Genomic DNA, 25807 nt, shown 5'->3' on the forward strand with positions numbered 1-25807 from the left:
AGGCAGCATTGATGTCGGATGTGCTGTCGTCTTCGCGAGCAAGCCCGCTCCCACAGAGGGACTCGGTTGGGCGCAGGGGGTATGTGCAACGCTGAACAAAACTGTGGGAGCTAGCTCGCGATGGCGGCGTGTCAGTCAGTGCAAATGTTGAATGTCGGGGCGCTATCGCGAGCAAGCTCGCTCCCACAGGGGGATCAGGCCTTGGCATCCAGGCAGGTTGCATCAATCAAGCAGCGATAGCTTTTTTCCCGGTCGCCACTGGCGGTGACCTTGTCAATCGACCAGCGACCGCGCATGAAATCCGGCCAGGAGGGATCCAGCAGGACGATGCCCTCGGCGGACAGCCCCGGGTTACCCGGGCACTCGATCGTCACCTTGAGCGCTTCGCGCAGCATCCGACGAACCTCGCCTTCACCGGCGGCGCGGGCATCGTCGGCGCTCTGGAAGCGCTGGCGCAGGGTCTTGAACGGGGCGATACCGCTCTCCTCGACCTGCAGCTTGCCCGCTGCCGCATCCCACCAACGGGTCTTGCAGCCTTGGTACTTGGCCCGGGCGCCTTCATCCAGCTTGGCCGAAATGAAGGCGTGATCGCCCGGGCGGTTGTTGGTCGTCACCGCCAGTTTCATTTCGGGCAAAACTTTGCCCGACAACGACTTCGCCTGGCCGCGCCGGGCCAGCACATACAGTTCGTTGACCGGCTTGGCGACGGCGTCATACCGGTGGGCCAGACGCGTGAGGAAACCCATGTCGGTTTCGTTGGACTGATCGATGTGCTCGATCTTGATCAGCGACAGGTCCGGCGCCACCCGCGGGGAAAACCCGTGCCTGGAGGTCAACTGACGAAACAGCGCGCCCAAGGTCGTCGGGCCATGGCTGACGGAGCGGCGCTGCTTGAATCCGGTCTGGTCCGCCGCACTGAACGGCGCGGCCATGGCCACCAACGTCAGGCGCAACGGGAACAGCGTCGGCGTGCGCCGGGTAATGACGAACTCGCCCTTGTCCACCAACCCCGACTCCAGATAACCGACCCGCAGACCGATTTTCCCGCCCAGGCTGGGCAAGCCTTCAAGCCCCTCCAGGCTGATCGTCAACGTCAGTTGGTCGGACTCGATTCCCGCCGCGTCGACGTGGCTCCAACTGAGCAATCGTTCGTTGAGCAGCGCGGCGTTCGCGCCATAAATTTCCACCGCAGGCGTGAAACCCAATGACATGTCGCCTCCTTAATCCCAGGCCGAAACCGGTGGGGTTGCCACGGGCTTGAGGTCCACTTCCGGCAAGACAACCCATACGCCCGCCGGCAACACCGGGCCCCATTCAGCCAACCCCGGATTGAGCAACCAGAGCGCCTCCTCGACGATATCGTCACAACGCTCCAGTTCTCGGTACAGCAGCAGATTCACCGAATCACCGGCGATACTTCGAACCCTACGCATTGGCGAACTCCATCAATTCAACCACCCAGCCGACCACCATCGCCGTGCCGTCATTGATGATTTCGGTCTGGGTTTCCGTGACCTTGTTGATCTGCCACAGGCCCCAGTTGCGGCCAATGCCATCGACCAACGGCAGAGGGATGCGCTGCGCCTGCAATGCGCGCAGCTCATCGAGACGATCCATGGCGGTCGCGTACATCGACTTGCCCGTGATCGTCAGCCCTTGCAGCCCCTGGCCGATCTGGCTGGACTTGGGTTTGCTGGTGAGAATGTCGATGCTTTTCCAGCCACCGTCCGACGTGTGTACCAGTTGGTGGTACGCAAACTTTCTCGACAGCCCAAAGATGAAACTGCCGAGTGCCATTTGTTGACGCATCACGTACCTCCGTCGGTCAAGGCAGCATCACTGCGCATGGCCAGTGAGCTGGGCATGGTCGTCAAGCCGAATTGGCCCGAGAGCTGCTGCACGACCAGGTTGGCCAACTGACTGGCACTGGCCTGGTCCTGGCCGTTGATGTAGATGTTCGCGGTCATGGTGTTCTGCTGTGTGGTTGTCTGGGTGCTGGCCAAGTCTTTGCTGACCTGGTCTGGAGCAGCGAGCCTGTCGGCGGGGGCGACGAGTTTTTCCCCCAGGGAGGCGCCGGCATCGCTCCCCAGCCAGCCGCCCAGCAGTCCGCCAACCAGCCCCCCAATGGCAGTGCCGATCACCGGAACGACACTGCCCAAAGCGGCACCGGCCGCAGATCCCGCAGCCGCGCCTGCCCAGCCGCCACCCGCGGCTCCCAGGCCTGCGCCCATCATCCGTTTGTCGCCGGTCAGCACACCCTCGGCCACATCAGCGACGGCGCCGACCACTTTCAATGGGCCGGGCGCTTTGCGCGTCATCGAGCGTAATGAGGCCGTTGGCCCGAGTGGAAAACGCCCTGCGGTCCCCCGCGAGCCTCGTGTACTGACGCGTATTTTCGGTCCTCTCGTGGATTCGGGACGCTGGCTGGCATTGCTTGTATCCAGCTTGTCCCCAGGAGGATTTTTCCTGAAGTCTTCGGAGATCACCTCGCCCAGTCGGCCGGGAAGGTGCGCAGCAGCCTTGCCCAACACCCGCTTGGCCACCTGATTGGACATCTCATCCGCTACGGCTTTGAGCAGCGCCCCCACCAGCGGTTTGATCGCCGCCCCCAGCAGCACGATGGCCGCGGTGGCTTTAGGGGAGGACTCAGCCAACTCACTCATGCCATCGGTCAACGACCCCAGCCACTGAAACGAGCTATCCGCCACAGGCATCATGGCGTTTCCCGCGGCCATCGACAAACGCTCGTTGCGGGCGTTGAGGATGTTCAACTGGCCTTGCCGGGTTTTCGACAGCGCCAATGCGTCCTGCCGCACCGAGCCGTCGTTGCCCAATTGCGACGTGGCGTATTGGCCTGGGTCTTTCACCTGCAAGAAGGCGGCGTTCACATCGGGCAACTTCTGCGCCATGCGCAGCACCGCCTCATCGCCATTGCCGAAGAGCGTGGCGGCAAGGGTCGAGCGCTTTTCGGCCGGTTGCGCGTTCAACGCCGCCAGCACCGTCATCACCGTGCCAGGCGCGGTGTCCTTGTCACGCAAACCGCTCGCCACCGCCTTGGGCTCCAGGCCCAGCTGTTTCCAGGCCGTTTGCTCGGTGGCGGAGGTCTGGTCAGCCTTGCCCAGAGCCGTGGTGAAACTATCCAGCGCCACGCCGGCTTCAGCTTGTTGGGTACCGGAATTGAGCAACGCCGCCGTCAACGCTGCGGCTTGTGCAGGGGCCAAGCCTGCCGTCGTCGCCGCCGCACCGTCACGCTGCAAGACCGCACCGATCTCAGCCGGTTTCGCACCATTGGGTAGCTTGCCCAACTGATTGGCGGCATCCGCCAAGTCAAAGGCTTCGGCGCCGTTGAGCTTCATGGAGATGCGCCAGTCAGCCAGCATTTCGGCGGCCTTCATGGCCGGCATCTCGAACGCCGTCGCAGTGACGCCAGCATCCGAGGCAAAACGCGACAGCGCCAACTGTCGCTCCGAGGCATCGTGCACGTCACTACCGATGCCCTTCCCCGCCGCCAGGCTTTGCATCCTCACCACTTCAACCGCCGTGGTGCCCCTGGCCGCCACCAACGGTGCGGTGGCGATCTGCTGGGTTGACTCAGCCACCTGTTGAATCTGGCGCGGCCCGAATTGGGTGGCCTTTTTCAGATCGGCCATGGCCGAATCCATCGCTATCGCGGGTTTGAGCAGCGCCGGTGGTTCGATACCGCCACTCGGCTTGCCCTTTGGCTCACTGGCCGACTCGCCCTTGGCGTCGGCGCCCATCGTTTGGGAGAACAATCGTTGCGCCGACAGCTTCACGGTCAGCGACTCGATTGCCGTTGTCAGCACGCCAAGCTTGAGCCCGAGTGTTTCCAGCGCCAGATCGAGGCTCGCCAGTTGGTCCCTGGCGAACGCGCCTTGCGCCGACACGCCACTGGTGAGGCTGGTATTACCGAACGCCAACCCACTCTCGTTGAAGGCTGCGTATTTGAGCGAATATCTATCGTCCGCCATCCCGCTCTACTCCTGTTTCACGCCAAGGCGAGCGATCGCGATGTCGTAGCGGCGCAAGGCCTTGCCGGCGTCCCACTCCAGGATTTCCGCCTCACTTACCGAGTAAATGAGCGGCACCACATCGAGGATCACTTCGATGTCGCGCTCCGAAAGAAGTCCGCCGGTTTGTTTAAAAAATCGTCGATGCGCACCTGCAACTGGGTCCAGTCGGGCACGGTCAGCCGATCGAGATCGGGAATCATCAGGCCAGTGCAATGGGCGGTGATGAACTCCGCGCGTTCCTTGGCCGTCTTCAGTTTCTTCATCGCCTTGGTGGCCCGCAGCACCGGCATTTCCAGGGTCAGCGAAGTCATGCTGCGGCCCGCGACGTCGAGCGGTTGCAGCAGCTGTACCTGGTCAGGGTCGACGGGTGCGCCGGCCACCTGTTCCAGGAAGTGGGACGTCGGACGGCTGGACATTTCATGCACGTACTGCGCAATGCTCACGTAGTCCGGGCGCTTGAGCTGGTCGAGCTCCTTGACCGACAGCCCGGTGGCCAGTTTGGCCAACTCGAAAAACTGATCGTCTTCGTCATCGCCGGCGCGGGCCAGGGCGTCTTTTTGCGCGGCGTAGTACAGCGGCTTGAGGGGGAGTTGCTCGATCTGTGTTTCGTCGTCACCGGTGATCGGCGACAGCAAGACATGAACGGGAGGCGTCCAGGACATGGAATCAGTTCCTTGATGAATACTGGGAAGGCGCAACACGGGGCAGTAATCGCAAATCTCTGGCTGGGCGGATTCCCCTGTGGGAGCGGGCTTGCTCGCGAAAGCGGTGGGTCAGGCAACATTAATGTTGGATGTGCTGGCGCATTCGCGAGCAAGCCCGCTCCCACAGGGACTGCGTTTAACTGACCGGCATTGCGAGTACTGCGGTGATTAAGGCAACAACACCGCACGGCGAGCATCACCGAGGATGTCGACGCCGTTGAGCACGAACTTCTGGGTACGCACGTCGATGTCGATCACCGGGATGCCGTTTTCCAGGCGGTTGTAGGTGCGGCAGGACAGATCGAGGATGGTCTTGGGCTTCTCGTTCATCTTCAGCGTGGTTTCCTCAAGGGACTTCAACTTGCCGCCCACCGTGTGGTAGGTGAACCAGGTGTTGCCGTCCTGATCCTGGCCGGCTTCACGCACGTTCAGCAGAATGTCGTCGCCCACACTCACGCCCAGCGCCAGCATGACTTCCGGACCGAGGCCTTGCAGCGTCAGCTTGGCCGTCAGCGCTTTGCCGGCCTTGGCCATCTCCTCGCCAATGAAACGGCCGCCACGCATCTCTTCCATCTCGAATTCGATCTTCGGCGGGGTGAAATCTTCCACGGTCGCCGACAACGGCAGGCCCTGCAGGGTGGCCGCGATGGCCTGTCTTACGCGGTTGGTAAACATTAGAGAACGTCCTCCAGGAACTGCTCGATGATTTCATCGCGGGCATTGAGTTGGTAAATCATGTGTTCGTTCGGCGCGTAGCGGCCGTAGTCGATGACCACGTACCAGGTGCCGTTCTTGTACTTCTCGACGCTGTTCAATTCCGGGTGCAGGTACACGCTGCCGCCAGGAATGGTTTCGTCAGCGACCAGGGTTTGCAGCCAGTCGTTGATGCGCTTGACCTCCTGGTCCATGAACGACTTGGTCAGGTTCTTCGCCATGGCCTTCTGGCCGGCCTTCACCAGCTTGCGGCTGATGGCATCTTCCAGGCCGACGTAGCTGATGAACTTGCCGGTGATGGAACGGTTGCCCAGCAGCGAGAAGCCGCCGAGGATGGTCCGGGCGTAGTAGCTGACGCCGTAGCGGTTGAGCAGATCGCCTTCGGTGGAGGTGTCGAGGATGTTGTATTCCACGGTGCGGGAAACGTCTTCGGCGTAGGTGACCTGGTTGCCCGGGCTCTCCCATTGCTTGACCTTGGCGAGGGCGGCGATGGCCAGGCTCGACGGGGCCAGGAAGACGTTTTTCTTCGCGGCCTTGGAGTACACCGCCGGCATGTTGTGCACCACCAGGCAACGGTCGAAACCAAGGTCCGCGCCGCCCAGTTCCTGGCTGTAGGTCACCTGGTCGGCGACCGCGACGTCCTTGCCATCGAGTACCACACGGGCCTTGATGCGCTTGCCGAACGAGGCGAACTCGCTGGCCACGGCCTTGGTGCCGGTAAAGCCTGGCGCGCCGATGATGGTCAGGTCTTCAGCGACCCCACTCAATGCGGCCAAGCCCAGCTTGCGCCCGGTCTGCGCCTCGATACCGCCGATCACGTTGTTCTGCGTGTCGGCCAGCGTGGCGCCCTCTTCGACGATGACCACGTACACCGGCACCTTGACCACTTTGAGGATCTGGTAGACGGCGTGGAACAACGTCCCCGCCTCGGCACCGGTCGGATCCAGCTGGGCCTGGGTGGTGAAGCTGTTGATACGGAACGGGGTGTTTTTCGGAATCAGCGGGTTGGCATTCGGCGCGGTGCCGACCAGCCCGATGACGTTGTCACCCAGGCCACCCATGGCCTCGGGAGATTCAGTGGCATTGACGGTAATGCCGTTGTGCTCGAAGTTCAAAACCTCAGCCATGGTTATTCAGCCTGTTTGGTGGCGGCCTTTTTGGCCGGGGTGGTTGCAGAAGCCGGTTCGACGGCTTCGGTTTTTTTCAGCTCCAGGCGACCGGCGCTGCGCAAGGCGTTGGCCTCGACGTCGAGCAGGTCGAGTTCCTGGCCGGTGGTCGACCAGTGACCACCGCCGATGGGGAATGGGAGGAGCACGGTGTAGGTTTGGCGTGGTGCCATTTTTTGGGTTCTCCAGATATGAAAAAGCCCCTTGAGAAGGGGCTGTCGGATGTTGTCAGTTGTTTTGGCGGAAAAGAAAACGCCCCTTAGTTACGGGGCGGTTACTGGGATTGCTCGGCGAGCCAAGACGGTGTGAGCGGACGATGCTCCTTCAGCGGGAACTCCCCGGCCTCAGGCCAATTACGTAGAATCCGGCGATACGCTTGCAGCTCAGCGTATTGCTCAACCGAAAGCGTGGTTTCGGTCCCATCTTCCAGCTCATCTCGATGACGCGTTACCATCCCATCAGTAAGTGAAAGCTGCCTATTCCGCCATGCACGCTCAACGAGCGATAGCTCAGCTAGCGTCGGCAATGACGGGTCTTGCAATTGCGGAAAACCATCAGGCCCCCTGCCGATGATCTTCCTCCCCTGTCGCGGCTCAAAGAGCGCCGCATGATCTTCATCAGATATCTCAATGCCCCCGTTATCAATTAGCTCGAAGGCAAATCGACCGTCTTCTTCAATCCATTTTGCGTACATAGTCGCCTCAGTAGCCGATGGCTAGCCAGTTGTAACCACCCACAGTGACAGCAGAGTTATTGCCAGCCACATTAGTGATGTAGCCCGTAAAACCTGTACGGGTCGGTATCCCGGACTGACAAACGGATGGATTCGTCGCGGAAGTAGCCCCGGAATAGATCGCCCCTACGTACATACAGGCTGTAGGGAATGCGACAGGAAACGTTACCGGCACTGTTCCTGTCGCGACATCCGTTGAAGCGTGTCCGATTTTGAATATCCAGCCGCTTGGTAATACCTGATTGGCGGTATTTCCAAAAATTGCGGCAAATGCATTGGAGAACTTCAACGCAGCGGTACCGCCGACCAATCGCCACTCGCCGGTTAGTCTGGTCAATATCGCAAAATCACCCTGTCCCAAAACAACTGTTATTGCGCTTCCGCTCGAATTAGTAATCTGCTCGCCATTCGAAGCCAGCAGCGTGACAGCACCTGCCCCACCACTCAGAACCATGATCATGGCTCCTGGCCCTACTGGCGCGGTGGGCGGCAAAGTAACGTTGATCGCCGTCGACGCTGACGCAGTAACGATGCCGCCAGCGCTTGAATTCCCCAGAACGGTGTTGGCGCTGACCGAGGTGAGGCTCGACCACTCGACCCCCATTCTCTTCACAAACTCAGTAGTTGCCAGCAACTTGCTGCTGTCGAATTGTGCCGCAGTAGCACCAAACACCTTGGAATATTGCAACTGCGCGGATCCAGCAGCCCACCAGGCGCTCGCACCATTACCGGTCAGTTCCAGTGAGGCGCCTATTTGCAACTCAATACTTGTAATCTGTCCGGCGCCCGAGTTTATGCTGTCAGTACCAGTACAAACGACAGTGACAACGCCGCTGCCGATATTGCGGAAGTGGATCGCGCCACCATAGGGTAAAGCGTTGACCGGCGGCAGGGTGAGTGTGAACGACCCGATGGCCGTAACCAATGTGCCTGCGGCAGCCGCCGTCAACGTGGCTGCTGCCGTCGCGTTGGTAAAGCCGCGATAGTTACCGCTGGCACGCATAACGTATTCAGTCGTCGCGATCGACTTCGTGTTGTCGAATAGCGGCGGCGTATTTGCCGTCGGATTAACGAGCACCGGCGAATTGAGCGGCGCAAATCCTTGAGTGATGTTCTGAAACGTCAACGCCGTAGTGCCCAGTACAATCGTACCGTCGGTAATCAACTGCCAGATCGTGTTGGCAAGCGTCGCGCCCTCCTCCACCGAGACAATCAACCCCGAAGTCACGTCGACGCTCGCATCGGCATCCTTTGCCCGAACCCAAGCGCCGTTCGCAACCACGTAGATACCGTTGTCTTTCGCCAATGTCTGGGACTTGACCAAGACCCGGTTCCCGGCGATCACCGCAACACCATCGATGGCTTGCGCGCCACTCAAGACAATGTTGGCCGTCGTCGCCACCCGCACGGACTGTTTCCTGTCGAGTTTGGCCAATTCGTCGGCAACGTAGCTGGCAACCCAGGCCCGAGTCGCCTTGACCACCGTATCGTCGATAAGCAACGTCACCAGCTCGGCATTGCTGGTCTCAAAGATCGAGCGAATGTAGAACTCTTTCCCCGAACCGGACGTTGCCAGAATCGGCTTGAACGACTCCGGGTATTTGACGATGGCGTACAGGATGCCCGTATCCGTCCAGATCCCGGCCTCTCGCACATACCAGCCACCTACATCAGAAGGGATGGTGACCTCGGCCAGCAACCAGCTCGGGTTGTTTTCATCCTGGAACAGCGCATTGAGCGGCCCACGCCAGACTTCGCGCTTGAGTGCCGTCGCCGTTGCGGCCGGGTTGTATTCCGCGCCGCCGCCGTCACCGACGGAAATCTGCGACAGCTTGATCGGTGTGCCCGCCGCCTTGCAGGCGGTTTCGTAGGCGATCCCCGCATCGGTGAGCAGGGTGTAGTAGTCGGCCATTTAGGACCCCTGTGGATAAATAGTGGAGGTTTCGACGCTGTAGAGCGCGGCGGCCATGAAGGCCTGGCCCGAGGCTTCGAGCCCTTCGATGACAACCGGATAAACCGTGGTCAGTTCGCCGCACAGCGTCGCGGCGCCGATGACGTGCCTGCCGAAAGCCCTCAAGCCGACAGACACCGTCAAGGTGTCGCGCTCGCTCTTGGCATCGGCCAGGCGACGGTCGAGACGGGCATCGATGACTTCGCTGTAGGGCTGCTCGGTAAACGCCCTGACGGAAAAACTGTAGGGCGGACCCGGTGGCGTTTGCTCATACCAGGCGCGTACTTCAGGCATCAGTTGCAAACCCTTGGCGGCATTTTCCAGCGCCTTTCGCGTTCCGGCCTGCCGCGCGGTGGGCCAGGCGAGTTCAACGGTCAGGCGCTTTTCAACTGCGGGCGCCGCGGAACTCCATTCACTGACGCCGCGGTCTGCTGCGAGATATGGCAGGAACGCCAAGGGCGTGGTCGCCGGGTTCATCAGCTCGGGAAATGGCGGATCGATGCGTTCGAGCAGCCGGGCGAAACCGAGATCCAGGGCCCGTTCCAGTGGCGAACTGTTGATCGGCAGCAGGCTCAGGCGAGGTGTGTCGTCACTCATAACGTCTCCACCTCGACCTCGACGCCCGTGCAGTACGGGGCCTGGAAAGCCGTCGTCACCATCGGTGCAAGCGGTTCAAGAATCTGGAGCTGAACCGCGCCGGCATTGTGCAGCGTGTAGTCGATCCAGCTCGGGTCCACTCGACCTTCCAATCGATGACACGCCTCGGCGTATTCCCGCAATTGCTGTTCGGCGGCAACCTGGGTCAAGCCCGAATCCGGGCCGGCATTGATCTTCGCCACGACGCGGATTTTGTAGGGTTTGATTTGCGCAGCCTGCACGATGACCAGATCGGTTTCCGGTCGTACATCAGGCCGGGCGAAGTGCTGGCGAACACCGTTCAGCAGCGCTTCGGATGGTGTGCCGTCGCCCTCGCGGGAAAGCACCGTGATCGTGACTTCGCCCGGTGCCGTCCGGCGTCCGTTGCCGTCCTTGACTTGCGCGGCGAGACCATCCGGATCGAACGTGTAGGTCACGTTCACGACACCGCCTGCGGCACTGTCCACCTTCACCACTGGCCGTTCACCGAGGGTGAAGATCTCCCGCCGATACTGCATGCGCGAGCCGGCCGCCGGGGCGTGGGGCGCCAGGTAGTAACGCAAGCGGGCGTCATCGTCACTCTCGTACACCGGGGCGATGGGCGGGAAGGCCGCCGGATCGCCCGGGTCGAGCAACTGACGTTCCAGACCCATGTCCGCCAGGCGAGCATCGAGGTTGGTCCCGGTGGCCCACCACGCCAGCATCTGCTTGATGCGAGCGTTGTATTTGCGTTCGTGGGTTTGCAGCCGGACACAGAACGCCTCGAGGGCCAGGGTCAGCAGTTCGCTTTCGTTCTCGAGGCTGTCCAACAGCTTGGCCGCACTCCCGGGAGAGCGAGCGCCGACGTACTCGATAACGAAAGTCTTGAACTCTGCGAGCAGATCCTCGAACGCGTCGACGGTGACGATGGCCGGTTCAGCCAACTGGTTCTGGCCGGGGATCAACATGCTCATGTCACCACCTCAAAAGTCTGTTTACGGTTTTTCCAGGTGCCGGCGAAGCGCAGCAGCAAGCCGGCGCCGTGTCGGCTGGCGACAATGACCTGCGGCTCGAAATCACTGATGCCGTTTTGTGGGTTGTAAAACGCTTGGGCCGCGTGGCTCTGGGCAAGGATCAGCAGGTCGTCGCCGAGGTTCTGCCCCAGCAACTGCGTGAGTGCGCAGCCATACAACGGGCGCTTCTGGCGAGTGCCCAACGGCGTGGTCAATGCACGGGTGGCGCGCTGCACGAACTGCAGCCAGTCGTCGACGGTGGCGCCGGTATTTCGATCGATTCCAATCATGAGGAAATCTCTTATGCGGTACTGATGACGCGTCCTTGGTGATCCACCACCGGGCCGCTCAGGTGCACACCGGAAGCGTCGAGCCGCAGGCCGACGGCGCCCAGTTGCAGTTCGATGGTCTCGGGCGTCATCGCCAGCCGCGCCGGGCCGATGTTCAGCTCGAGGGATTCACGAGAACCGCTGAACGCCGCCGGGCCGTTTTGCCAGTGCAGGACATGGCTGGCGTGGTCGTAGCCGTTTTCCGTACCGTCCTGATAAAGACGACGCGTCAGCGAGGCCTGGGTCGAGACGGGCGGGAACTGACCGCCGTTGAGGCCGAACAACGCCACCGCCTGCCCGCCGCTCTCGCCGCCGCCATGGTTCAGCAACAGGCACTGCTCGCCCACGGACGGAATCCGCGACTCGCTCTGGGCGCCGGCGCTCGGGTTGAAAAAGCGGATCGCCGGGGTCAGCAGGCCACCATGGCTGACCTTGCAGGTGTTGCTGGCCGCATCGACTTCCTGGCAAACGCCAATGCGGCAGAAACTCTCCGCACGCCGATGCAAATCTTCCAGCTCGGTTTCCATCTGAGCCAGACGCTCGATGATCGGCCCCAGATGCATCCGTAACAGCCCATCGAACATGGCTCAGCCCTCGAGTGCGGTGTATTGATCCGGGTCGTCGATGTTCGACACTTCCCAGGTACTAGCAAATTTCGGAATGCCCAACGGGTCCTCCAGCAGCGTCGGGCCGAGGTACAGGGTTTGGTTGAAGGAAAGGGTCCAGGCGCTGTACACCCGTGCTTCGTGGATGAGCGTGGATACGAGGCCATCGATTTCCGTGGGCAGGTCGCATTGATCTCCCGACAGGCCCCAGCGGTTATCCACGACCAGGTGCTTCAATTCACCGGCCAGATCGCAGGCCTCCCAGCCTGGAACGGCCATGACCACTTGCAGGGAAACCGTCAGGACATGGGCGATACGCCCGTCATTGGCACGCTTGCCTGATGCATCGCGTTCAATGGCAATCAGCACCCAGGGTTGGTCATCGGTGCCATCGAAATCCTGGGGGCTACCGACTTTCAAGGTGGGATAAGTGATGCGCAGTGCCTGGGCAATGGCGACAAACAGCTGCGACGGTTTTTCGATAAGGACGGGCATTGATCGCCTCCTTGTGTATGGATCAGCGAGGTGGGTTCACGGCTGGTCGGGCGGAAGATCCCGCGGTGGCACTTCGCATACGCCGATCCGCTTGGCGACCCAGCGCTCGTAAAGACCGATCGCCACATCGGCACCGGCCATGGCGGTCAGGCAACCCAGCGCGCAAGCACTCCAGATCGACATACCGAGGGCATACAACAGCATGGTTGCCGAAACCCCGCAGACCACGCAGGCACCGGAGCGCAGCACCACGCGACGCAGCAACGGCCAGCCACGGGCGCCCTCCTTGTCAGCGCGCCACATCTCGCCGGACACCCCGCCCACCAGGGCGAGCACGATGACCAGCCAGATCGGCATGTCCAGCAACGCTTGTTGCTCGTTTGTCATGTCTCGTTTCCTGGGGAGTAAGGGTTTGAAGTTAAGGGGCCCAATCGCGCTTATCGAGTGATGAGCATGTCGATGCTGGTCGCGTCGCAGGAGTTGTTGGCCTTCCGGTCGATGACCAGATAAAGCGAAGACGTCGGCGTAACCGCTACGCTATTCAACATAAACGTAGTGCTGCCGCCGTTTGCCAGGCTTCCGGACTGGAGCACGGTGTCGCCCAGGTTGAGCGACCAGCCAATCCCATCCCCGCAGGCGTTATGCAGGTCGTTGACCCGACCCAGCACGTTGATGTTGCCGGTGACAGGACTGGCCCAGCGGAAGATGCTCTGGCTGTTGGTGCCGGGATGTGTGGCTACGTCGCCCTGCTTGAATACGAAACTGGTGCCTGAACCCGTGAAGGTGAAATTTGCGTTGGGAATGGAAATCCAGGCTCCCGTAGCATCGTCCCGCCAGCAGGTGGTTGGCTGGCCATTGCATGTCCCCGCCTTGAACGTAGGAAAGAGCGTGTAGTTAGCCGAGACATTCCCCCCCGATTTGTTTTGCATGAATGACCATGGCGAACCGGCCGGTGCGGCTTCGATCATCAGGTACATGTCCCGGGCCAAGTTCCACGACATGGCCGTATCAGCCCAAGTGTTCAGGGATACGAAGGACGACAGAAACGCAGTCGCCAGTAGGATTTTTTTGAGTAATTTCATTTTTCTTACCTCGATGGATGTCATTGAGTACGGAGTGCAGGGTCTATTCCGCACGCTGTTCGCTCGCCGGCGTTCACTCGAGGCTCAACGGCCTTCACATGATTCAACGTCCCACACCGGGAACATTTGATCTGGAGTTCGGTGTTCTCGCCCACGCGGGCCAGAAGTCGTTTGCAGTGACCGCATCTGAAATTCTTCAGCATTGAAAGTCCTCCATTGGCGGTGGTGATGTGTTTGAACGCACCTCACGGTGCAGGCATTCCAAAAAGCCCGGTTGCCCAGGCTTTTCAGTAATGCGCTTGATCTTTCGGCGCGACTGGCGCGGTACGGATCCATTCAAATTGTTCCTCCGGCCGCGGTCCCTGCCCGCCGGATAACTGCTTCTGGTGCTTTACGCTGCACACCCGGGTCAGTTGCCAACCCTCTGAACCGTTAAGGCCGGTTCATCGCTGCCTGTTGGTGGAACTAAAGAGCTTCGTTGCCAGCCACTTTGTCGAGCGGCTTGGACACAGAATATGCATGGATGCATATACAGTCAATGCACAAACGCATTTATTTATGCACAGAGAATGCGTAAATGCATGTAGCCTTTGCAAATACGGGGTTGCGGGTTTTCGGGAGGCGAAAAAAAACCCGCACGGCGGCGGGTTTTATCTGACAGCGGAGGGGTTAACGGGCGTACATGCCCCACCAGAAGACGTGACCGAGGATGACGATTTGCTCGTCCTGCATTTCCTGGAACGTGTAGTCCTCGTCCGGATGTTCGTCGCGGTTGAAGCTGCGCAGGCGGATGCCGGTGGGCAGGCGATAAAGCTGCTTCACCCGCAGTTGGCCGTTGTGATTGATGGCGTAGAGGTCACCATCGACGATGTCGCCGATCCCGCATTTGCCTGCGTTCACCCCGACCGTGGCACCGTCGCGCAGCACCGGCAACATGCTGTTGCCGCGCACCGTCACGCACTTGGCCTGGTCGAACTGCACGCCGTTATGCCGCAGGCTGCGCTTGCCGAAGCGCAGGCTTGAGCGCTCGCTTTCCTCGATGACGAATCTTCCTGATCCAGCAGCCAATTCAACCTCGCGCAGAAAAGGGACCGACACTTCGTCTTCTTCGACGGGTGTTTCGTCGTCCCACAGGCTTATGTCCTTGAGTTCGGAATGCGGCTCATCGCGGCGGGCATTGCCGGCGGGCACAACGTCCGCGCGCCCGCGCAACTGGTCGGTGCTCACCGCGAAGTACTCGGCGATCTTCGAGATGTGTTTATCCGAAGGATCGACGATCTTGCCGCTGAGGATCCGCGAGAGAGTGGACTGAGGCACGCCGGTACGCCGGTGAAGCTCCGTGGGGGAGATCCCGTGCTGATCGAGCAATGCTCTTAATACGGTAGAAACGTTGCGTTTTTGCATAACGCGCATAGTGCTTGTTCTTTTCGCAGAAGACAAATGCTGTTTTGCATAAGCATGCATATGAATGAACAAATCACCGCCTCAAGGTCAGTTGATCGTTCCCACGCTCTGCGTGGGAATGCATCCCGTGACGCTCTGCGTCACCTTCCAGAAGCGGAACGCGGAGCGTCCCTGGCGGCATTCCCACGCTCTGCGTGGGAACGATCCGCTGGGTATCAGGCCGATTGCGTTCTATCCAATCCTTGGATGAGGAATTTCCCCTACAACCTCTTGGGAAATCCCTCGATCCGCTTCCTTCAAATGTGCGACACCAGGCTACATCGCCTTGCGCCTCTGCCTACGACTGCGCCAGAATCCGCCGGCTTGTCCACCTTGGATCCCATCGGTACTTTGGACTCGTCACTGCCCATCAGTGATCGGGTTTAGTAGCTCGATATCCAAGATGTTCATTGCTCCATTCAGTCAGGTACTCCTGAACTCAATGGTGGCTGTGCGCAGGGCGCCTTCGGGTGCGCCGGTTTCTTGGATCCCCGGTCTACTAACCTGCGTACAGCTGCCACCCACTTCGTTTAGTAGCGAATGAGTGGTGGCTCAACTTCAAGGATCCATAGAATGCCGAAGAACACTCCAAATCCCCCAGACGATCACGTCTCCCGCAACACCAAGAAACTCGATGACGCGGCCACCCGCGCCCTGGACTATTACCTCAAGCCGAAAGCCGACAAAGACACCTCTGACACACCCGACACCCTTTTCATCATCGCCCCCGACATCGACGCCGAATGCCTGCTCGCCAACCTCAGCGAAACCCTGGCCTCGGCCAATGCGATGGTCAGCGACCTGGCATTCGACCTGGAGGGCTCACGACGACATATCGCGCTGGGGGTTCAGCAGATGATTGAGTTGGGACAGTTGTTGGCGAATCGGGCATTGGATGTGGTTGAGCCGAGTTAGGCGTTTTTGATCGTTCCCACGCTCCGCGTGGGAATGCATCCCGTGACGCTCTGCGTCACCCTCCAGAAGTGGAACGCGGAGCGTCCCTGGCGGCATTCCCACGCGGAGCGTGGGAACGATCCACTGGGTATCAGGCCGATTGCGTTCTATCCAATCCTTGGATGGGGAATTTCCCCTACAACCTCTTGAGAAATCCCTCGATCGCGTCCTTCAATTTGCGTCACCAGGCTACATCGCCTTGCGCCTCTGCCTACGACGGCCCCAGAATCCGCCGGCTTGTCCACCTTGGACCCCATCTGTACTTTGGTTCTCGTCACTGCCCATCAGTGATCGGGTTTAGTAGCTCGGTATCCAAGATGTTCATTGCTCCGTTCAGTTAGGTATTCCTGCACTCAATGGTAGTTGTGCGCAGGGCGCCCTCGGGCGCGCCGGGTCCTTGGATCCCCGGTCGACTAACCTGCGTACAGCCGCCGCCCTCGTTTAGTCGCGAGTGAGCGCTTCGCGCTGGAGCGCCAATGAACAGCCATCTGGAGCGCACTATGATTTCGATCAAGCAAGGCTTGCCCAAAGGAGCCAAACGCCCCTTTGCTGATTTCATTCGTAACGCAAAATCGAAGGAAAAGAAGCGTGTTTACCGCATGGTATTGGCTGAGGCTACCAAGCAGCAGAATCTGGTGATGATGCAAGCCGAAGTAAAACGAGCCTGATCTCCAGGTTCAAGAGAGCCCGAGCAAGTGTCGTAATGCCGTCCAACATTTTCCTCGACTGTCGTGCCGCCTTCGCGAGCAAGCCCGCTCCCACAGGGGAAACGCGGTCCCACCAAGAACCAGGTCGGCTATCAGGCCGCCTCGCGGTGGACGTTGATCTCGGCGCCCCATTAACCACGTTGGCTGAACGAAGGTATTGCGCAGTGGGCCCACGGAGCAATGCCTTCGTTCAGGCATGCCGAGCCTAGGCGAGGCACCGAGTGGTGGGGCATAAAGCGTTTTGCTTACTTTTGCGCTTCTCAAAAGTGAGCCGCCGTAAGGGCGGAACCATAAGTAGCCGTTACCGCAGCAACGGATATACACACAATCCCAAACGCTGGGTAGCACCAGACCACCCATGTTAACCTTGCGCCCATCGCGGAAAAGCCGGGCCAATGCCCCTCCTTTTGCCCCACACCTTTCAACGAGCTTGCCTGACACCCCATGAATACAGCCGTGAACGACCTGTCCTCCCACACGCCCATGATGCAGCAATACTGGCGCCTGAAGAACCAGCACCCTGACCAGCTGATGTTCTACCGCATGGGCGACTTCTACGAGATCTTCTACGAGGATGCGAAGAAGGCTGCCAAGCTGTTGGACATTACCCTGACGGCGCGTGGGCAATCGGCGGGCATGGCGATTCCGATGTGTGGGATTCCTTACCACGCGGCGGAAGGTTACCTGGCGAAACTGGTCAAGCTCGGCGAATCCGTGGTGATTTGCGAGCAAGTCGGCGACCCGGCCACCAGCAAGGGCCCCGTGGAACGCCAAGTCGTGCGGATCATCACCCCGGGTACGGTCAGTGACGAGGCCTTGCTGGATGAACGCCGGGATAACCTGATCGCCGCGGTGCTGGGGGATGAACGCCTGTTCGGCCTGGCGGTGCTGGACATCACCAGCGGCAATTTCTCGGTGCTGGAAATCAAGGGCTGGGAAAACCTGCTGGCGGAGCTGGAGCGGGTCAACCCGGTGGAGCTGTTGATCCCGGATGACTGGCCCAAAGACTTGCCGGCGGAAAAACGCCGTGGCGTGCGGCGTCGGGCACCGTGGGATTTCGAGCGCGACTCGGCGCTGAAAAGCCTCTGCCAACAGTTTTCCACCCAGGACCTCAAGGGCTTCGGCTGCGAGAACCTGACCCTGGCCATTGGCGCGGCCGGTTGCCTGCTGGCCTACGCCAAGGAAACCCAGCGCACCGCCCTGCCCCACTTGCGCAGCCTGCGTCACGAACGCCTGGATGACACCGTGGTGCTGGACGGCGCGAGCCGCCGCAACCTGGAACTGGACACCAACCTGGCCGGCGGGCGCGACAATACCCTGCAATCGGTGGTCGATCGCTGCCAGACCGCCATGGGCAGCCGCCTGCTGACGCGCTGGTTGAATCGGCCGCTGCGGGACCTGACCGTGCTGCTGGCGCGCCAGACCTCCATTACCTGCCTGCTGGATCGTTATCGCTTCGAGCAGTTGCAACCGCAGCTCAAGGAAATCGGTGACATCGAGCGCATCCTCGCCCGTATCGGCCTGCGCAACGCCCGTCCCCGTGACTTGGCGCGCCTGCGCGATGCCCTCGGTGCCTTGCCCGAGCTGCAAGTGGCGATGACCGACCTCGAAGCGCCGCACCTGCAGCAACTGGCGCGCACCACCAGCACCTACCCGGAACTGGCCGCGCTGCTGGATAAAGCCATCATCGACAACCCGCCGGCGGTGATCCGCGACGGTGGCGTGCTGAAAACCGGCTACGACGCCGAACTCGACGAGTTGCAGTCACTGAGCGAAAACGCCGGCCAGTTCCTGATCGACCTCGAAGCCCGGGAAAAAGCCCGCACCGGCCTGGCCAACCTCAAGGTCGGCTACAACCGCATCCACGGCTACTTCATCGAGCTGCCGAGCAAGCAGGCCGAGCAAGCCCCGGCCGATTATGTTCGTCGCCAGACCCTCAAGGGCGCCGAGCGTTTCATCACCCCGGAACTCAAGGCGTTCGAAGACAAGGCGCTGTCAGCCAAGAGCCGCGCCCTGGCCCGGGAAAAGATGCTCTACGAAGCATTGCTCGAGGACCTGATCAGCCAACTGCCACCGTTGCAGGACACCGCCGGTGCCTTGGCGGAACTGGACGTGCTGAGCAACCTGGCCGAACGCGCGCTGAACCTGGACCTGAATTGCCCGCGCTTCGTCAGCGAACCGTGCATGCGCATCAGCCAGGGCCGTCACCCGGTGGTCGAGCAGGTACTGACTACGCCGTTCGTGGCCAACGACCTGAGCCTGGACGACAACACCCGCATGCTGGTGATCACCGGTCCGAACATGGGCGGTAAATCCACCTACATGCGCCAGACCGCATTGATCGTGCTGCTGGCCCACATCGGTAGTTTCGTCCCAGCAGCCAGTTGCGAATTGTCCCTGGTGGACCGGATTTTCACCCGGATCGGTTCCAGCGACGACCTGGCCGGTGGGCGTTCGACCTTCATGGTGGAGATGAGCGAAACCGCGAACATACTGCACAACGCCACCGAACGCAGCCTGGTGCTGATGGACGAAGTCGGACGTGGCACCAGCACCTTCGACGGCCTGTCCCTGGCCTGGGCGGCGGCCGAACGGTTGGCGCACCTGCGGGCCTACACGCTGTTCGCCACCCACTACTTCGAACTCACCGTATTGCCGGAAAGCCAGCCGCTGGTGGCCAACGTGCACCTCAACGCCACCGAGCACAACGAGCGTATCGTGTTCCTGCACCATGTGCTGCCCGGCCCGGCCAGCCAGAGCTACGGCCTGGCAGTGGCGCAATTGGCCGGCGTACCGAGCGAAGTGATCAGCCGTGCCCGTGAGCACCTGAGCCGCCTGGAAACCACCAGCCTGCCCCACGAAGCGCCACGCCCGACCAAGGGCAAGCCGGCCGCACCGCAGCAAAGCGATCTGTTCGCCAGCCTGCCACATCCGGTGCTCGACGAGCTGGCCAAACTCGATCTGGACGACCTGACCCCACGCCGGGCGCTGGATTTACTCTATACATTGAAGACACGGATCTAACGCACAGGCTTTCAAGCTGTTAGAATCTCGCGCGGTTTGGGATGCTGCGGGCTTTTAGCCTGGTTCGCAGACTATCGCTCCCAAACCTTGCGAGCCCACCGTGAAGGGTCTTCGCTGCCGCCGCCTGAGGAGAGAATTAGAAATGACCTTCGTCGTCACCGACAACTGCATCAAGTGCAAGTACACCGATTGTGTAGAAGTCTGTCCGGTGGACTGCTTCTACGAAGGCCCGAACTTCCTGGTCATTCACCCGGACGAGTGCATCGACTGCGCCCTGTGTGAACCGGAATGCCCGGCGAATGCCATCTTTTCGGAAGACGAAGTGCCGGCCGGCATGGAGAACTTCATCGAGCTGAACGCCGAACTGGCGGACATCTGGCCGAACATCACCGAGAAGAAAGACGCTCTGCCGGACGCTGAAGAGTGGGATGGCAAGACTGGCAAGATCGCAGACCTGGAACGCTGATTACCCATCGTTCGCTGAAAAGGCCCCTTGCGGGCCTTTTTGCTTTTCCGGGTTCAAGAAATCGCAGGCAAAAAAAGGGGCGGTTTGACCCGCCCACATTTTTTCCCTAATCCCTTTAATCCTATTCATCGTCCTGATGAATCGCGTCCTGCGATGTCCTTCCTTCCCATCATCCTTGACGGGTGTGTCTGTCCGTCGACACAGGACTGATATTAGTATTTTCCCAGGCGAGTGCAACGCGGCTGATACAGGTGGCTTGCTTTGTAACGTTTCGTTCATCAACAAATTTTCCTTATAAATCATATAAATAAGAAAATATCACGGCGTTTATAGCGGTCTGTCCCGCCAATGAGAAACCGATCACTTACGCAACACTAGGCAAAGGCTTACACGCTGAATCTATAAATAGAGAAGGCGTAGAAACGCACTCTGGTGGCGAGGGGATTTAGCGAAACGTCGCACCGCCCCGTGGGACTGCGTAGAGTCTCAAATTATTGAATTGAACGCCGCGGTTTCTGTTTCAGGGCCGCTTCGCGCCCAACAGGGATAAATCCCCTCGCCACAAGAGTGCATCACATAGCGTAGTGCTCAATACATCTGCCCAAACACGGAAAAGCCCCGAACCAGTCGGGGCTTTTCTTGCTGCGCTGCACTCGGGTTATTGAAACAGCGACTCACTCGACAGGCCATTCTTCTCCAGTATCTCCCGGAGACGCTTGAGGCCTTCCACCTGGATCTGCCTGACCCGTTCACGGGTCAAACCAATCTCCAGGCCTACATCTTCAAGGGTGCTGCTTTCATGCCCCCGCAAGCCGAAGCGGCGGATCACCACTTCCCGTTGCTTGTCGGTCAGCTCCGAAAGCCACTGGTCGATGCTCTGGGACAGGTCATCGTCCTGCAACAGCTCGCATGGATCGGTAGGTCGATCATCGGTGAGGGTGTCCAGCAAGGTTTTATCCGAGTCCGGCCCCAGGGAAACGTCCACCGAGGAGACCCGCTCGTTGAGCCCAAGCATGCGCTTGACCTCACCCACCGGTTTTTCCAGCAGGTTGGCGATTTCCTCGGGTGACGGTTCATGGTCGAGTTTCTGGGTCAACTCGCGGGCGGCCCGCAGGTAGACGTTCAGTTCCTTGACCACATGAATCGGCAACCGGATCGTCCGGGTCTGGTTCATGATCGCCCGTTCGATGGTCTGGCGGATCCACCAGGTGGCGTAGGTCGAGAAGCGGAAGCCGCGCTCGGGGTCGAATTTCTCGACGGCGCGAATCAGGCCCAGGTTGCCCTCTTCGATCAGGTCCAGCAGCGAAAGCCCACGATTGACGTAGCGTCGGGCGATTTTCACCACCAGGCGCAAGTTGCTTTCAATCATGCGTTTTCGACCGGCTGGGTCGCCACTTTGCGACAGCCGCGCAAAATGAACTTCTTCCTCGGGGGAGAGCAGTGGCGAGAAACCGATTTCATTGAGGTACAACTGGGTGGCGTCGAGCGCCCGGGTGTAATCGATGTACTTATGTTGTTTAAGTGAAGCGGAGTGTCTGGATTTGGCACGAACGGAAGGTGGAGTCGCCCCTTCATCATTCGACATCGAATCCATAGCGATGCCGGTCTCCATAAGGAGAACCTCATCGTCGATGTCAAACTCCGGCACTTCTTTACTGAGAGCCATTGTTATAGTCCTTTGGTGAGTTCGACCTCAAGCTCAAGCGACGCCTTTATCCTTGGCAACGCTGGAGCCTGTTCCCTCTACGTGACGGAACAGGCTGACAATCAAATCAACGACGTGGCAGGAATTGCAGCGGATCGACTGGTTTACCTTGCCGGCGAATCTCAAAGTGCAGTTTCACCCGGTCCGTTCCCGTTGATCCCATTTCGGCAATTGTCTGTCCGACCTTGACCTGCTGCCCCTCCCGAACCAACAGCCTGCGGTTGTGACCGTAGGCACTGACGTAGGTATCGCTGTGTTTGATGATCACGAGTTCGCCGTAGCCCCTCAAACCACTCCCGGCGTACACAACCGTGCCATCAGACGCGGCTAAAACAGGCTGTCCCAAATCCCCGGCGATATCAATTCCTTTATTCAAACTACCGTTTGAAGAGAATTTTCCAATGAGAACGCCATTAGAAGGCCATCCCCAGCCAGTCGGGGCGGGACCCGCAGGAGGCATCGGAGCAGGGGCCGGTTTGCTCGCGACGGACGGTATTACCGCTGTCCCAGACCCCGCCGGCCGGCGAATGACCGTGGTTTTGCTCGACGACGAAGCCGTCGAACCCGACTGTGTCACCACCGCGGTAGGTGTTGAACCGCTACGGCCATCGAAGCGAATCGTCTGACCGGGGTGAATCGTATAAGGCGCAGGAATGTTGTTGCGTGCCGCGAGGGCCTTGTAGTCCCAGCCGTAGCGAAAAGCGATGGAAAACAGCGTATCGCCGCGACGGACTACATATTGGCCGGTCGTTACCGTAGGACGTTGAGGTGTTGCGCTGTTGCGATCGACAACCCGGACATTGCTCGACGGCGTACTGGAACAACCGACCAGCAAAGTGCTCAAGACAAGGCCAGTCACCAGGCGCTGAAAGCTCGTGATACCCATACGCTGCGCAATGACTGTGAGACTCACCCGCCGCTCCCTTTGTGGTGGCTGAAAAATTGGAGGCTGCCTGTCCAGGCAGCGTTCATACAAATATAGCTGGCAACGACTGCGCTTCTATTAATGAAGCGCAACGCGCCGCCGCACACGTTTGCTCGACGCCATTGGGCTCTGTTCAGCGAATCGGTGCCGCTGTAAGACACAGGCGTGGCCACGGAATTCAGCGTCTGTTTATAAATGCTCAGGCCAACGGTCCATTGAGCAACGGCACGAACCGTACCGCTCCCAGGACGTGTCGCGAAAAACCGTGTTCTTCGCGCACGATCAGCATCAATTGCTGGACTTCACCGGCACCCACGGGAATGACCAGCCGTCCACCTGGGGCGAGCTGATCCAGCAGGGCCTGGGGCACGTCGGTGGCCACCGCGGTCACGATGATGCCGTTGTAGGGCGCCAAGGCCGGCCACCCTTCCCAGCCATCGCCCCAACGAAACACCACGTTGCGCAGGTTCAGCTCCACCAGGCGTTCCTTGGCGCGATCCTGCAGCACCTTGATCCGCTCGACGGAAAACACCCGCTCGACCAGTTGCGACAACACCGCCGTCTGGTAACCCGAACCGGTACCGATCTCCAGCACCTTGTCCAGCGGCCCGGCCTCAAGCAGCAACTCGCTCATGCGGGCAACCATGTAAGGCTGGGAAATGGTCTGGTTGTGGCCGATGGGCAACGCCGTGTCTTCATAGGCGCGATGGGCCAGGGCTTCATCGACGAACAGGTGCCGCGGCGTGCGGCGAATCACCTCCAATACCTGGGCGTTGGACAGCCCCTCTTCATAGAGACGCTGGATCAATCGTTCACGGGTGCGCTGGGAAGTCATGCCAATCCCGCGGCGCATCATATCGTCTTGCTCGCGAGCCATCAGCGCAGCCCCTCCAGCCAGCCATCGAGACTTCGAAAGGCGTCATTGAAGGTGCGGTCCAACTGCAACGGCGTGATCGAGACATAACCTTGCATCACCGCATGGAAGTCGGTGCCCGGCCCGCCGTCCTCGGCATCCCCGGCGGCGGCGATCCAGTAGCCGGCCTTGCCGCGTGGGTCGACCACGTGCATGGGCCTGGCAGCGCGGGCGCGGTGGCCCAGGCGCGTGAGCTGGATGCCACGGATATGATCGAGCGGCAGATTCGGGATATTCACGTTCAGCACCGTACGTGGCGGCAGGTCCAGCGCACCATGGGCTTCGACCAATTTACGGGCGAAGTAGGCGGCGGTCGGCAAATTGTCGACCTGGCGTGAAACAAAGGAAAAGGCGAACGACGTGTTTCCCAGGAAGCGACCTTCCAGGGCAGCAGCGACTGTCCCGGAATAAAGCACGTCATCCCCCAGGTTGGCGCCCAGGTTGATGCCCGACACCACCATGTCCGGTGCTCGTTCCAGCAACCCGTTGATACCCAGGTGCACGCAATCGGTCGGGGTGCCGTTGAGGCTGATGAAACCGTTATCCAGATAGCAGGGGTGCAACGGACGGTCGAGCGTCAGCGAGCTGCTGGCGCCGCTTTTGTCCTGGTCCGGAGCGATGACCACGCACTCGGCAAAATCCGCCAGCGCAGCATAAAGCGCGGCAAGACCGGGTGCTGTCACCCCGTCGTCGTTAGAAATCAGAATACGCATGGGCTGTCCGTCTGCCCCACCGGCACCAGATCGACGAGTTCGCGCACCAAGACAGTGGCGAAACATCCGGCCGGCAGGACGAATTCCAATTGCAGAATGTCAGGCTGGGGATAATGCCACGACAGCCCGCCAATGGGCAGTCGCAGGATGCGACGTTCGTGACTCATTCCCGCGTTTATCAACCAGTCCCGCAGATCGGCCTCGCCCTCGGCGATGGCCTGTTCCAACTCGAAGGTCGCACCAGCGGCAGGCGATGGTCCCTCGCCCCACTGCGGCCCGGTCGGGTGCAGATCGAGGATCGCCAGGCGTGGATCGCTGCATTCAGCCTCACCGGCGGGGAAGAAACTGCGGCTGTCGGTGAAGGCCAGCAAGTCGCCGACCTGCGCTTGTTGCCAGGTGCCATCGGCGACCCGCGCCGCCAGCACCCGGTTGAACAGGAAGCTGCGGGCGGTGGACAACAGCCGCGAGCGCACATTGCGCTGTTCCGGCAAGGCCTTGCGCGCGGCCCAGGCACGGGCATCGACGACATTGCCGCCGTCATGGCCGAAGCGCTGGGCACCAAAATAATTGGGGATGCCCTGGCGGACAATCTGTTGCAGACGTGCGTCGATCGCCGTCGTGTCGCCCTTGAATTGGGTCAGGCGCAAGGTGAAACCGTTGGCCGAGTGCGCGCCACGTTGCAGCTTGCGCCTGTGACGTGCGGTCTTGAGGATCTTCAGCGTGTCGTTCTGTGCCGCCGACAGATCCGGATCGGCCTTGCCCGGCAGTTGGACGCTGAACCACTGGCGGGTCAGGGCCTGGCGGTCCTTGAGCCCGGCGTAGCTGACGGTGCGCAACGGCACGCCGGCGGCCTTGGCAATGCGCCGGGCGGCCTCTTCAGTGTTCAGGCCGCGCTTTTCCACCCAGATCCACAAATGCTCGCCATCGCCCGTCAATGGGATATCGAGCACTTCGTCGACCTGGAAATCTTCAGCGGTGGCCTTGAGGACCGCGCTGCCCAACGATGGGCCGTAGGCCCGCGGCCCCAACAGTTCCAGTTCGGTCATGGGCGCAGCAACAAGGCAACGGAATGGACGGCAATGCCTTCTTCACGGCCGACGAAACCAAGCTTCTCGGTGGTGGTGGCTTTCACGTTCACTTGGTCCAGCTCAACTTGAAGATCCTCGGCGATCAACTGGCGCATCGCTTCGATGTGCGGAGCCATTTTGGGGGCCTGGGCAACGATGGTGTTATCGACATTGCCGACTTTCCAGCCCTTGGCATGGATCAGCGCGACCACATGGCGCAGCAGCACGCGGCTGTCGGCGCCTTTGAATTGCGGGTCGGTGTCGGGGAAGTGCTTGCCGATGTCACCCAGCGCCGCGGCGCCGAGCAAGGCATCGCTCAAGGCATGCAGCAGGACATCACCGTCAGAATGCGCGAGCAGCCCGAAGCCGTGTGCGATCCGCACGCCGCCCAGAGTAATGAAGTCGCCTTCAGCGAAACGGTGAACATCGTAGCCGTGGCCAATACGCATAAA

At 60.4% G+C, this 25807-nt stretch carries 30 protein-coding genes; 4 read left to right on the plus strand and 26 right to left on the minus strand.

All coding sequences use genetic code 11. The annotated features are described in order from the left end of the window. Positions 1 to 194: 194 nt before the first annotated feature. From BM317_RS08750 to BM317_RS08840, 20 genes are all read right to left on the minus strand, one after another. Positions 195 to 1211 (minus strand): contractile injection system protein, VgrG/Pvc8 family, encoded by a 1017-nt coding sequence (locus BM317_RS08750; RefSeq protein WP_092474003.1) that lies wholly within the window; start codon positions 1209 to 1211, stop codon positions 195 to 197. 9 nt (positions 1212 to 1220) lie between these two features. Then, positions 1221 to 1433, minus strand: coding sequence for a tail protein X (locus BM317_RS08755; protein ID WP_058542798.1), 213 nt, complete (start codon positions 1431 to 1433; stop codon positions 1221 to 1223). Further along, positions 1426 to 1809 (minus strand): phage tail protein, encoded by a 384-nt coding sequence (locus BM317_RS08760; RefSeq protein WP_092474005.1) that lies wholly within the window; start codon positions 1807 to 1809, stop codon positions 1426 to 1428. Before BM317_RS08760 ends, BM317_RS08755 begins: the two co-directional genes overlap by 8 nt. Beyond that, on the minus strand, positions 1809 to 3989 hold the full coding sequence (locus BM317_RS08765) for a phage tail tape measure protein (protein WP_092165888.1): 2181 nt from the start codon (positions 3987 to 3989) through the stop codon (positions 1809 to 1811). The genes BM317_RS08760 and BM317_RS08765 overlap by 1 nt, the downstream gene beginning before the upstream one ends. 6 nt (positions 3990 to 3995) lie before the next feature. Beyond that, positions 3996 to 4121: a hypothetical protein gene (locus tag BM317_RS31040; RefSeq protein ID WP_256573040.1), complete on the minus strand. Its 126-nt coding sequence runs from the start codon at positions 4119 to 4121 to the stop codon at positions 3996 to 3998. Further along, positions 4118 to 4693, minus strand: coding sequence for a phage tail assembly protein (locus BM317_RS08770; RefSeq protein WP_092165887.1), 576 nt, complete (start codon positions 4691 to 4693; stop codon positions 4118 to 4120). Before BM317_RS08770 ends, BM317_RS31040 begins: the two co-directional genes overlap by 4 nt. 210 nt (positions 4694 to 4903) lie before the next feature. Beyond that, a complete protein-coding gene (locus tag BM317_RS08775; protein WP_092165886.1) occupies positions 4904 to 5410 on the minus strand; it encodes a phage major tail tube protein in 507 nt (168 codons plus the stop codon). Beyond that, complete coding sequence (locus BM317_RS08780) at positions 5410 to 6576, minus strand: phage tail sheath protein (protein WP_060738969.1); 1167 nt, start codon at positions 6574 to 6576, stop codon at positions 5410 to 5412. The genes BM317_RS08775 and BM317_RS08780 overlap by 1 nt, the downstream gene beginning before the upstream one ends. Before the next feature lie 2 nt (positions 6577 to 6578). Continuing rightward, positions 6579 to 6788: a hypothetical protein gene (locus BM317_RS08785; RefSeq protein ID WP_092165885.1), complete on the minus strand. Its 210-nt coding sequence runs from the start codon at positions 6786 to 6788 to the stop codon at positions 6579 to 6581. A 101-nt stretch (positions 6789 to 6889) separates the two neighbouring features. Next, complete coding sequence (locus tag BM317_RS08790; protein ID WP_092165884.1) at positions 6890 to 7309, minus strand: phage tail assembly chaperone; 420 nt, start codon at positions 7307 to 7309, stop codon at positions 6890 to 6892. A gap of 7 nt (positions 7310 to 7316) precedes the next feature. Beyond that, positions 7317 to 9260 carry a phage tail protein gene (locus tag BM317_RS31045; protein ID WP_256574096.1) on the minus strand — a complete coding sequence of 648 codons (1944 nt, stop codon included), beginning with the start codon at positions 9258 to 9260 and terminating at the stop codon, positions 7317 to 7319. Then, the gene (locus BM317_RS08800) at positions 9261 to 9896 is read right to left on the minus strand and encodes a phage tail protein I (RefSeq protein WP_092474007.1); all 636 of its coding nucleotides are present in this window, start codon (positions 9894 to 9896) and stop codon (positions 9261 to 9263) included. After that, complete coding sequence (locus tag BM317_RS08805; RefSeq protein ID WP_092474009.1) at positions 9893 to 10888, minus strand: baseplate J/gp47 family protein; 996 nt, start codon at positions 10886 to 10888, stop codon at positions 9893 to 9895. Before BM317_RS08805 ends, BM317_RS08800 begins: the two co-directional genes overlap by 4 nt. Continuing rightward, the gene (locus BM317_RS08810; RefSeq protein WP_025212146.1) at positions 10885 to 11217 is read right to left on the minus strand and encodes a phage baseplate protein; all 333 of its coding nucleotides are present in this window, start codon (positions 11215 to 11217) and stop codon (positions 10885 to 10887) included. Before BM317_RS08810 ends, BM317_RS08805 begins: the two co-directional genes overlap by 4 nt. Before the next feature lie 11 nt (positions 11218 to 11228). Next, positions 11229 to 11840, minus strand: a complete 612-nt coding sequence (locus BM317_RS08815) for a phage baseplate assembly protein V (protein ID WP_092474011.1) — start codon at positions 11838 to 11840, stop codon at positions 11229 to 11231. A 3-nt stretch (positions 11841 to 11843) separates the two neighbouring features. After that, a complete protein-coding gene (locus tag BM317_RS08820; protein WP_092474012.1) occupies positions 11844 to 12356 on the minus strand; it encodes a hypothetical protein in 513 nt (170 codons plus the stop codon). A 36-nt stretch (positions 12357 to 12392) separates the two neighbouring features. Beyond that, a complete protein-coding gene (locus BM317_RS08825; protein ID WP_025212143.1) occupies positions 12393 to 12743 on the minus strand; it encodes a phage holin family protein in 351 nt (116 codons plus the stop codon). Between the two features lie 50 nt (positions 12744 to 12793). Continuing rightward, positions 12794 to 13438 (minus strand): hypothetical protein, encoded by a 645-nt coding sequence (locus BM317_RS08830; RefSeq protein ID WP_092165879.1) that lies wholly within the window; start codon positions 13436 to 13438, stop codon positions 12794 to 12796. Positions 13439 to 13458: 20 nt separating this feature from the next. After that, a complete protein-coding gene (locus BM317_RS08835) occupies positions 13459 to 13641 on the minus strand; it encodes a Com family DNA-binding transcriptional regulator (RefSeq protein WP_092165878.1) in 183 nt (60 codons plus the stop codon). 466 nt (positions 13642 to 14107) lie between these two features. Beyond that, positions 14108 to 14842: a LexA family transcriptional regulator gene (locus BM317_RS08840; protein WP_003198297.1), complete on the minus strand. Its 735-nt coding sequence runs from the start codon at positions 14840 to 14842 to the stop codon at positions 14108 to 14110. A 612-nt stretch (positions 14843 to 15454) separates the two neighbouring features. Here BM317_RS08840 and BM317_RS08850 point away from each other — a divergent pair. The 4 genes from BM317_RS08850 (at position 15455) to fdxA (ending at position 20032) form a co-directional block, all read left to right on the plus strand. Further along, positions 15455 to 15796, plus strand: a complete 342-nt coding sequence (locus BM317_RS08850) for a DUF6124 family protein (RefSeq protein ID WP_092165876.1) — start codon at positions 15455 to 15457, stop codon at positions 15794 to 15796. Between the two features lie 515 nt (positions 15797 to 16311). Continuing rightward, the gene (locus tag BM317_RS08860; RefSeq protein WP_092474018.1) at positions 16312 to 16503 is read left to right on the plus strand and encodes a hypothetical protein; all 192 of its coding nucleotides are present in this window, start codon (positions 16312 to 16314) and stop codon (positions 16501 to 16503) included. A 495-nt stretch (positions 16504 to 16998) separates the two neighbouring features. Further along, positions 16999 to 19566 (plus strand): DNA mismatch repair protein MutS, encoded by a 2568-nt coding sequence (gene mutS, locus BM317_RS08865; protein ID WP_170866253.1) that lies wholly within the window; start codon positions 16999 to 17001, stop codon positions 19564 to 19566. A gap of 142 nt (positions 19567 to 19708) precedes the next feature. Further along, positions 19709 to 20032 carry a ferredoxin FdxA gene (gene fdxA / locus BM317_RS08870; RefSeq protein ID WP_030139464.1) on the plus strand — a complete coding sequence of 108 codons (324 nt, stop codon included), beginning with the start codon at positions 19709 to 19711 and terminating at the stop codon, positions 20030 to 20032. A gap of 658 nt (positions 20033 to 20690) precedes the next feature. Here the strand turns inward: fdxA and rpoS are convergent. The 6 genes from rpoS to ispF all read right to left on the minus strand — a co-directional run bounded on the left by rpoS (position 20691) and on the right by ispF (position 25804). Further along, on the minus strand, positions 20691 to 21698 hold the full coding sequence (rpoS, locus tag BM317_RS08875; protein ID WP_047227588.1) for an RNA polymerase sigma factor RpoS: 1008 nt from the start codon (positions 21696 to 21698) through the stop codon (positions 20691 to 20693). A 106-nt stretch (positions 21699 to 21804) separates the two neighbouring features. After that, positions 21805 to 22650 (minus strand): peptidoglycan DD-metalloendopeptidase family protein, encoded by an 846-nt coding sequence (locus tag BM317_RS08880; protein WP_060738980.1) that lies wholly within the window; start codon positions 22648 to 22650, stop codon positions 21805 to 21807. A gap of 211 nt (positions 22651 to 22861) precedes the next feature. Further along, entirely contained in the window at positions 22862 to 23497 is a 636-nt protein-coding gene (locus BM317_RS08885) for a protein-L-isoaspartate(D-aspartate) O-methyltransferase (RefSeq protein ID WP_161796107.1), read from the minus strand. Between the two features lie 41 nt (positions 23498 to 23538). Further along, positions 23539 to 24288: a 5'/3'-nucleotidase SurE gene (gene surE, locus BM317_RS08890; protein ID WP_092165870.1), complete on the minus strand. Its 750-nt coding sequence runs from the start codon at positions 24286 to 24288 to the stop codon at positions 23539 to 23541. Further along, complete coding sequence (gene truD, locus BM317_RS08895; protein WP_092165866.1) at positions 24276 to 25334, minus strand: tRNA pseudouridine(13) synthase TruD; 1059 nt, start codon at positions 25332 to 25334, stop codon at positions 24276 to 24278. The genes surE and truD overlap by 13 nt, the downstream gene beginning before the upstream one ends. Beyond that, positions 25331 to 25804, minus strand: a complete 474-nt coding sequence (ispF, locus tag BM317_RS08900) for a 2-C-methyl-D-erythritol 2,4-cyclodiphosphate synthase (protein WP_057451684.1) — start codon at positions 25802 to 25804, stop codon at positions 25331 to 25333. The genes truD and ispF overlap by 4 nt, the downstream gene beginning before the upstream one ends. Positions 25805 to 25807 lie beyond the last annotated feature (3 nt).

This window comes from Pseudomonas sp. NFACC24-1, assembly GCF_900115235.1.
Taxonomy (GTDB): domain Bacteria; phylum Pseudomonadota; class Gammaproteobacteria; order Pseudomonadales; family Pseudomonadaceae; genus Aquipseudomonas; species Aquipseudomonas fluorescens_AA.

What these genes read in the sequence shown, in the direction of transcription:
- fdxA (WP_030139464.1), top strand. Translation starts at nt 19,709, where the DNA reads ATGACCTTCGTCGTCACCGACAACTGCATCAAGTGCAAGTACACCGAT.
- BM317_RS08785 (WP_092165885.1), bottom strand. Translation starts at nt 6,788, where the DNA reads ATGGCACCACGCCAAACCTACACCGTGCTCCTCCCATTCCCCATCGGC.
- BM317_RS08780 (WP_060738969.1), bottom strand. Translation starts at nt 6,576, where the DNA reads ATGGCTGAGGTTTTGAACTTCGAGCACAACGGCATTACCGTCAATGCC.
- BM317_RS08860 (WP_092474018.1), top strand. Translation starts at nt 16,312, where the DNA reads ATGAACAGCCATCTGGAGCGCACTATGATTTCGATCAAGCAAGGCTTG.
- BM317_RS08800 (WP_092474007.1), bottom strand. Translation starts at nt 9,896, where the DNA reads ATGAGTGACGACACACCTCGCCTGAGCCTGCTGCCGATCAACAGTTCG.
- BM317_RS08750 (WP_092474003.1), bottom strand. Translation starts at nt 1,211, where the DNA reads ATGTCATTGGGTTTCACGCCTGCGGTGGAAATTTATGGCGCGAACGCC.
- ispF (WP_057451684.1), bottom strand. Translation starts at nt 25,804, where the DNA reads ATGCGTATTGGCCACGGCTACGATGTTCACCGTTTCGCTGAAGGCGAC.
- BM317_RS08820 (WP_092474012.1), bottom strand. Translation starts at nt 12,356, where the DNA reads ATGCCCGTCCTTATCGAAAAACCGTCGCAGCTGTTTGTCGCCATTGCC.
- BM317_RS31045 (WP_256574096.1), bottom strand. Translation starts at nt 9,260, where the DNA reads ATGGCCGACTACTACACCCTGCTCACCGATGCGGGGATCGCCTACGAA.
- BM317_RS08765 (WP_092165888.1), bottom strand. Translation starts at nt 3,989, where the DNA reads ATGGCGGACGATAGATATTCGCTCAAATACGCAGCCTTCAACGAGAGT.
- BM317_RS08885 (WP_161796107.1), bottom strand. Translation starts at nt 23,497, where the DNA reads ATGACTTCCCAGCGCACCCGTGAACGATTGATCCAGCGTCTCTATGAA.
- BM317_RS08835 (WP_092165878.1), bottom strand. Translation starts at nt 13,641, where the DNA reads ATGCTGAAGAATTTCAGATGCGGTCACTGCAAACGACTTCTGGCCCGC.
- BM317_RS08775 (WP_092165886.1), bottom strand. Translation starts at nt 5,410, where the DNA reads ATGTTTACCAACCGCGTAAGACAGGCCATCGCGGCCACCCTGCAGGGC.
- BM317_RS08850 (WP_092165876.1), top strand. Translation starts at nt 15,455, where the DNA reads ATGCCGAAGAACACTCCAAATCCCCCAGACGATCACGTCTCCCGCAAC.
- surE (WP_092165870.1), bottom strand. Translation starts at nt 24,288, where the DNA reads ATGCGTATTCTGATTTCTAACGACGACGGGGTGACAGCACCCGGTCTT.
- BM317_RS08830 (WP_092165879.1), bottom strand. Translation starts at nt 13,438, where the DNA reads ATGAAATTACTCAAAAAAATCCTACTGGCGACTGCGTTTCTGTCGTCC.
- rpoS (WP_047227588.1), bottom strand. Translation starts at nt 21,698, where the DNA reads ATGGCTCTCAGTAAAGAAGTGCCGGAGTTTGACATCGACGATGAGGTT.
- BM317_RS08755 (WP_058542798.1), bottom strand. Translation starts at nt 1,433, where the DNA reads ATGCGTAGGGTTCGAAGTATCGCCGGTGATTCGGTGAATCTGCTGCTG.
- BM317_RS08815 (WP_092474011.1), bottom strand. Translation starts at nt 11,840, where the DNA reads ATGTTCGATGGGCTGTTACGGATGCATCTGGGGCCGATCATCGAGCGT.
- BM317_RS08760 (WP_092474005.1), bottom strand. Translation starts at nt 1,809, where the DNA reads ATGCGTCAACAAATGGCACTCGGCAGTTTCATCTTTGGGCTGTCGAGA.
- BM317_RS08790 (WP_092165884.1), bottom strand. Translation starts at nt 7,309, where the DNA reads ATGTACGCAAAATGGATTGAAGAAGACGGTCGATTTGCCTTCGAGCTA.
- BM317_RS08770 (WP_092165887.1), bottom strand. Translation starts at nt 4,693, where the DNA reads ATGTCCTGGACGCCTCCCGTTCATGTCTTGCTGTCGCCGATCACCGGT.
- BM317_RS08840 (WP_003198297.1), bottom strand. Translation starts at nt 14,842, where the DNA reads ATGCAAAAACGCAACGTTTCTACCGTATTAAGAGCATTGCTCGATCAG.
- BM317_RS08825 (WP_025212143.1), bottom strand. Translation starts at nt 12,743, where the DNA reads ATGACAAACGAGCAACAAGCGTTGCTGGACATGCCGATCTGGCTGGTC.
- BM317_RS08810 (WP_025212146.1), bottom strand. Translation starts at nt 11,217, where the DNA reads ATGATTGGAATCGATCGAAATACCGGCGCCACCGTCGACGACTGGCTG.
- BM317_RS08805 (WP_092474009.1), bottom strand. Translation starts at nt 10,888, where the DNA reads ATGAGCATGTTGATCCCCGGCCAGAACCAGTTGGCTGAACCGGCCATC.
- truD (WP_092165866.1), bottom strand. Translation starts at nt 25,334, where the DNA reads ATGACCGAACTGGAACTGTTGGGGCCGCGGGCCTACGGCCCATCGTTG.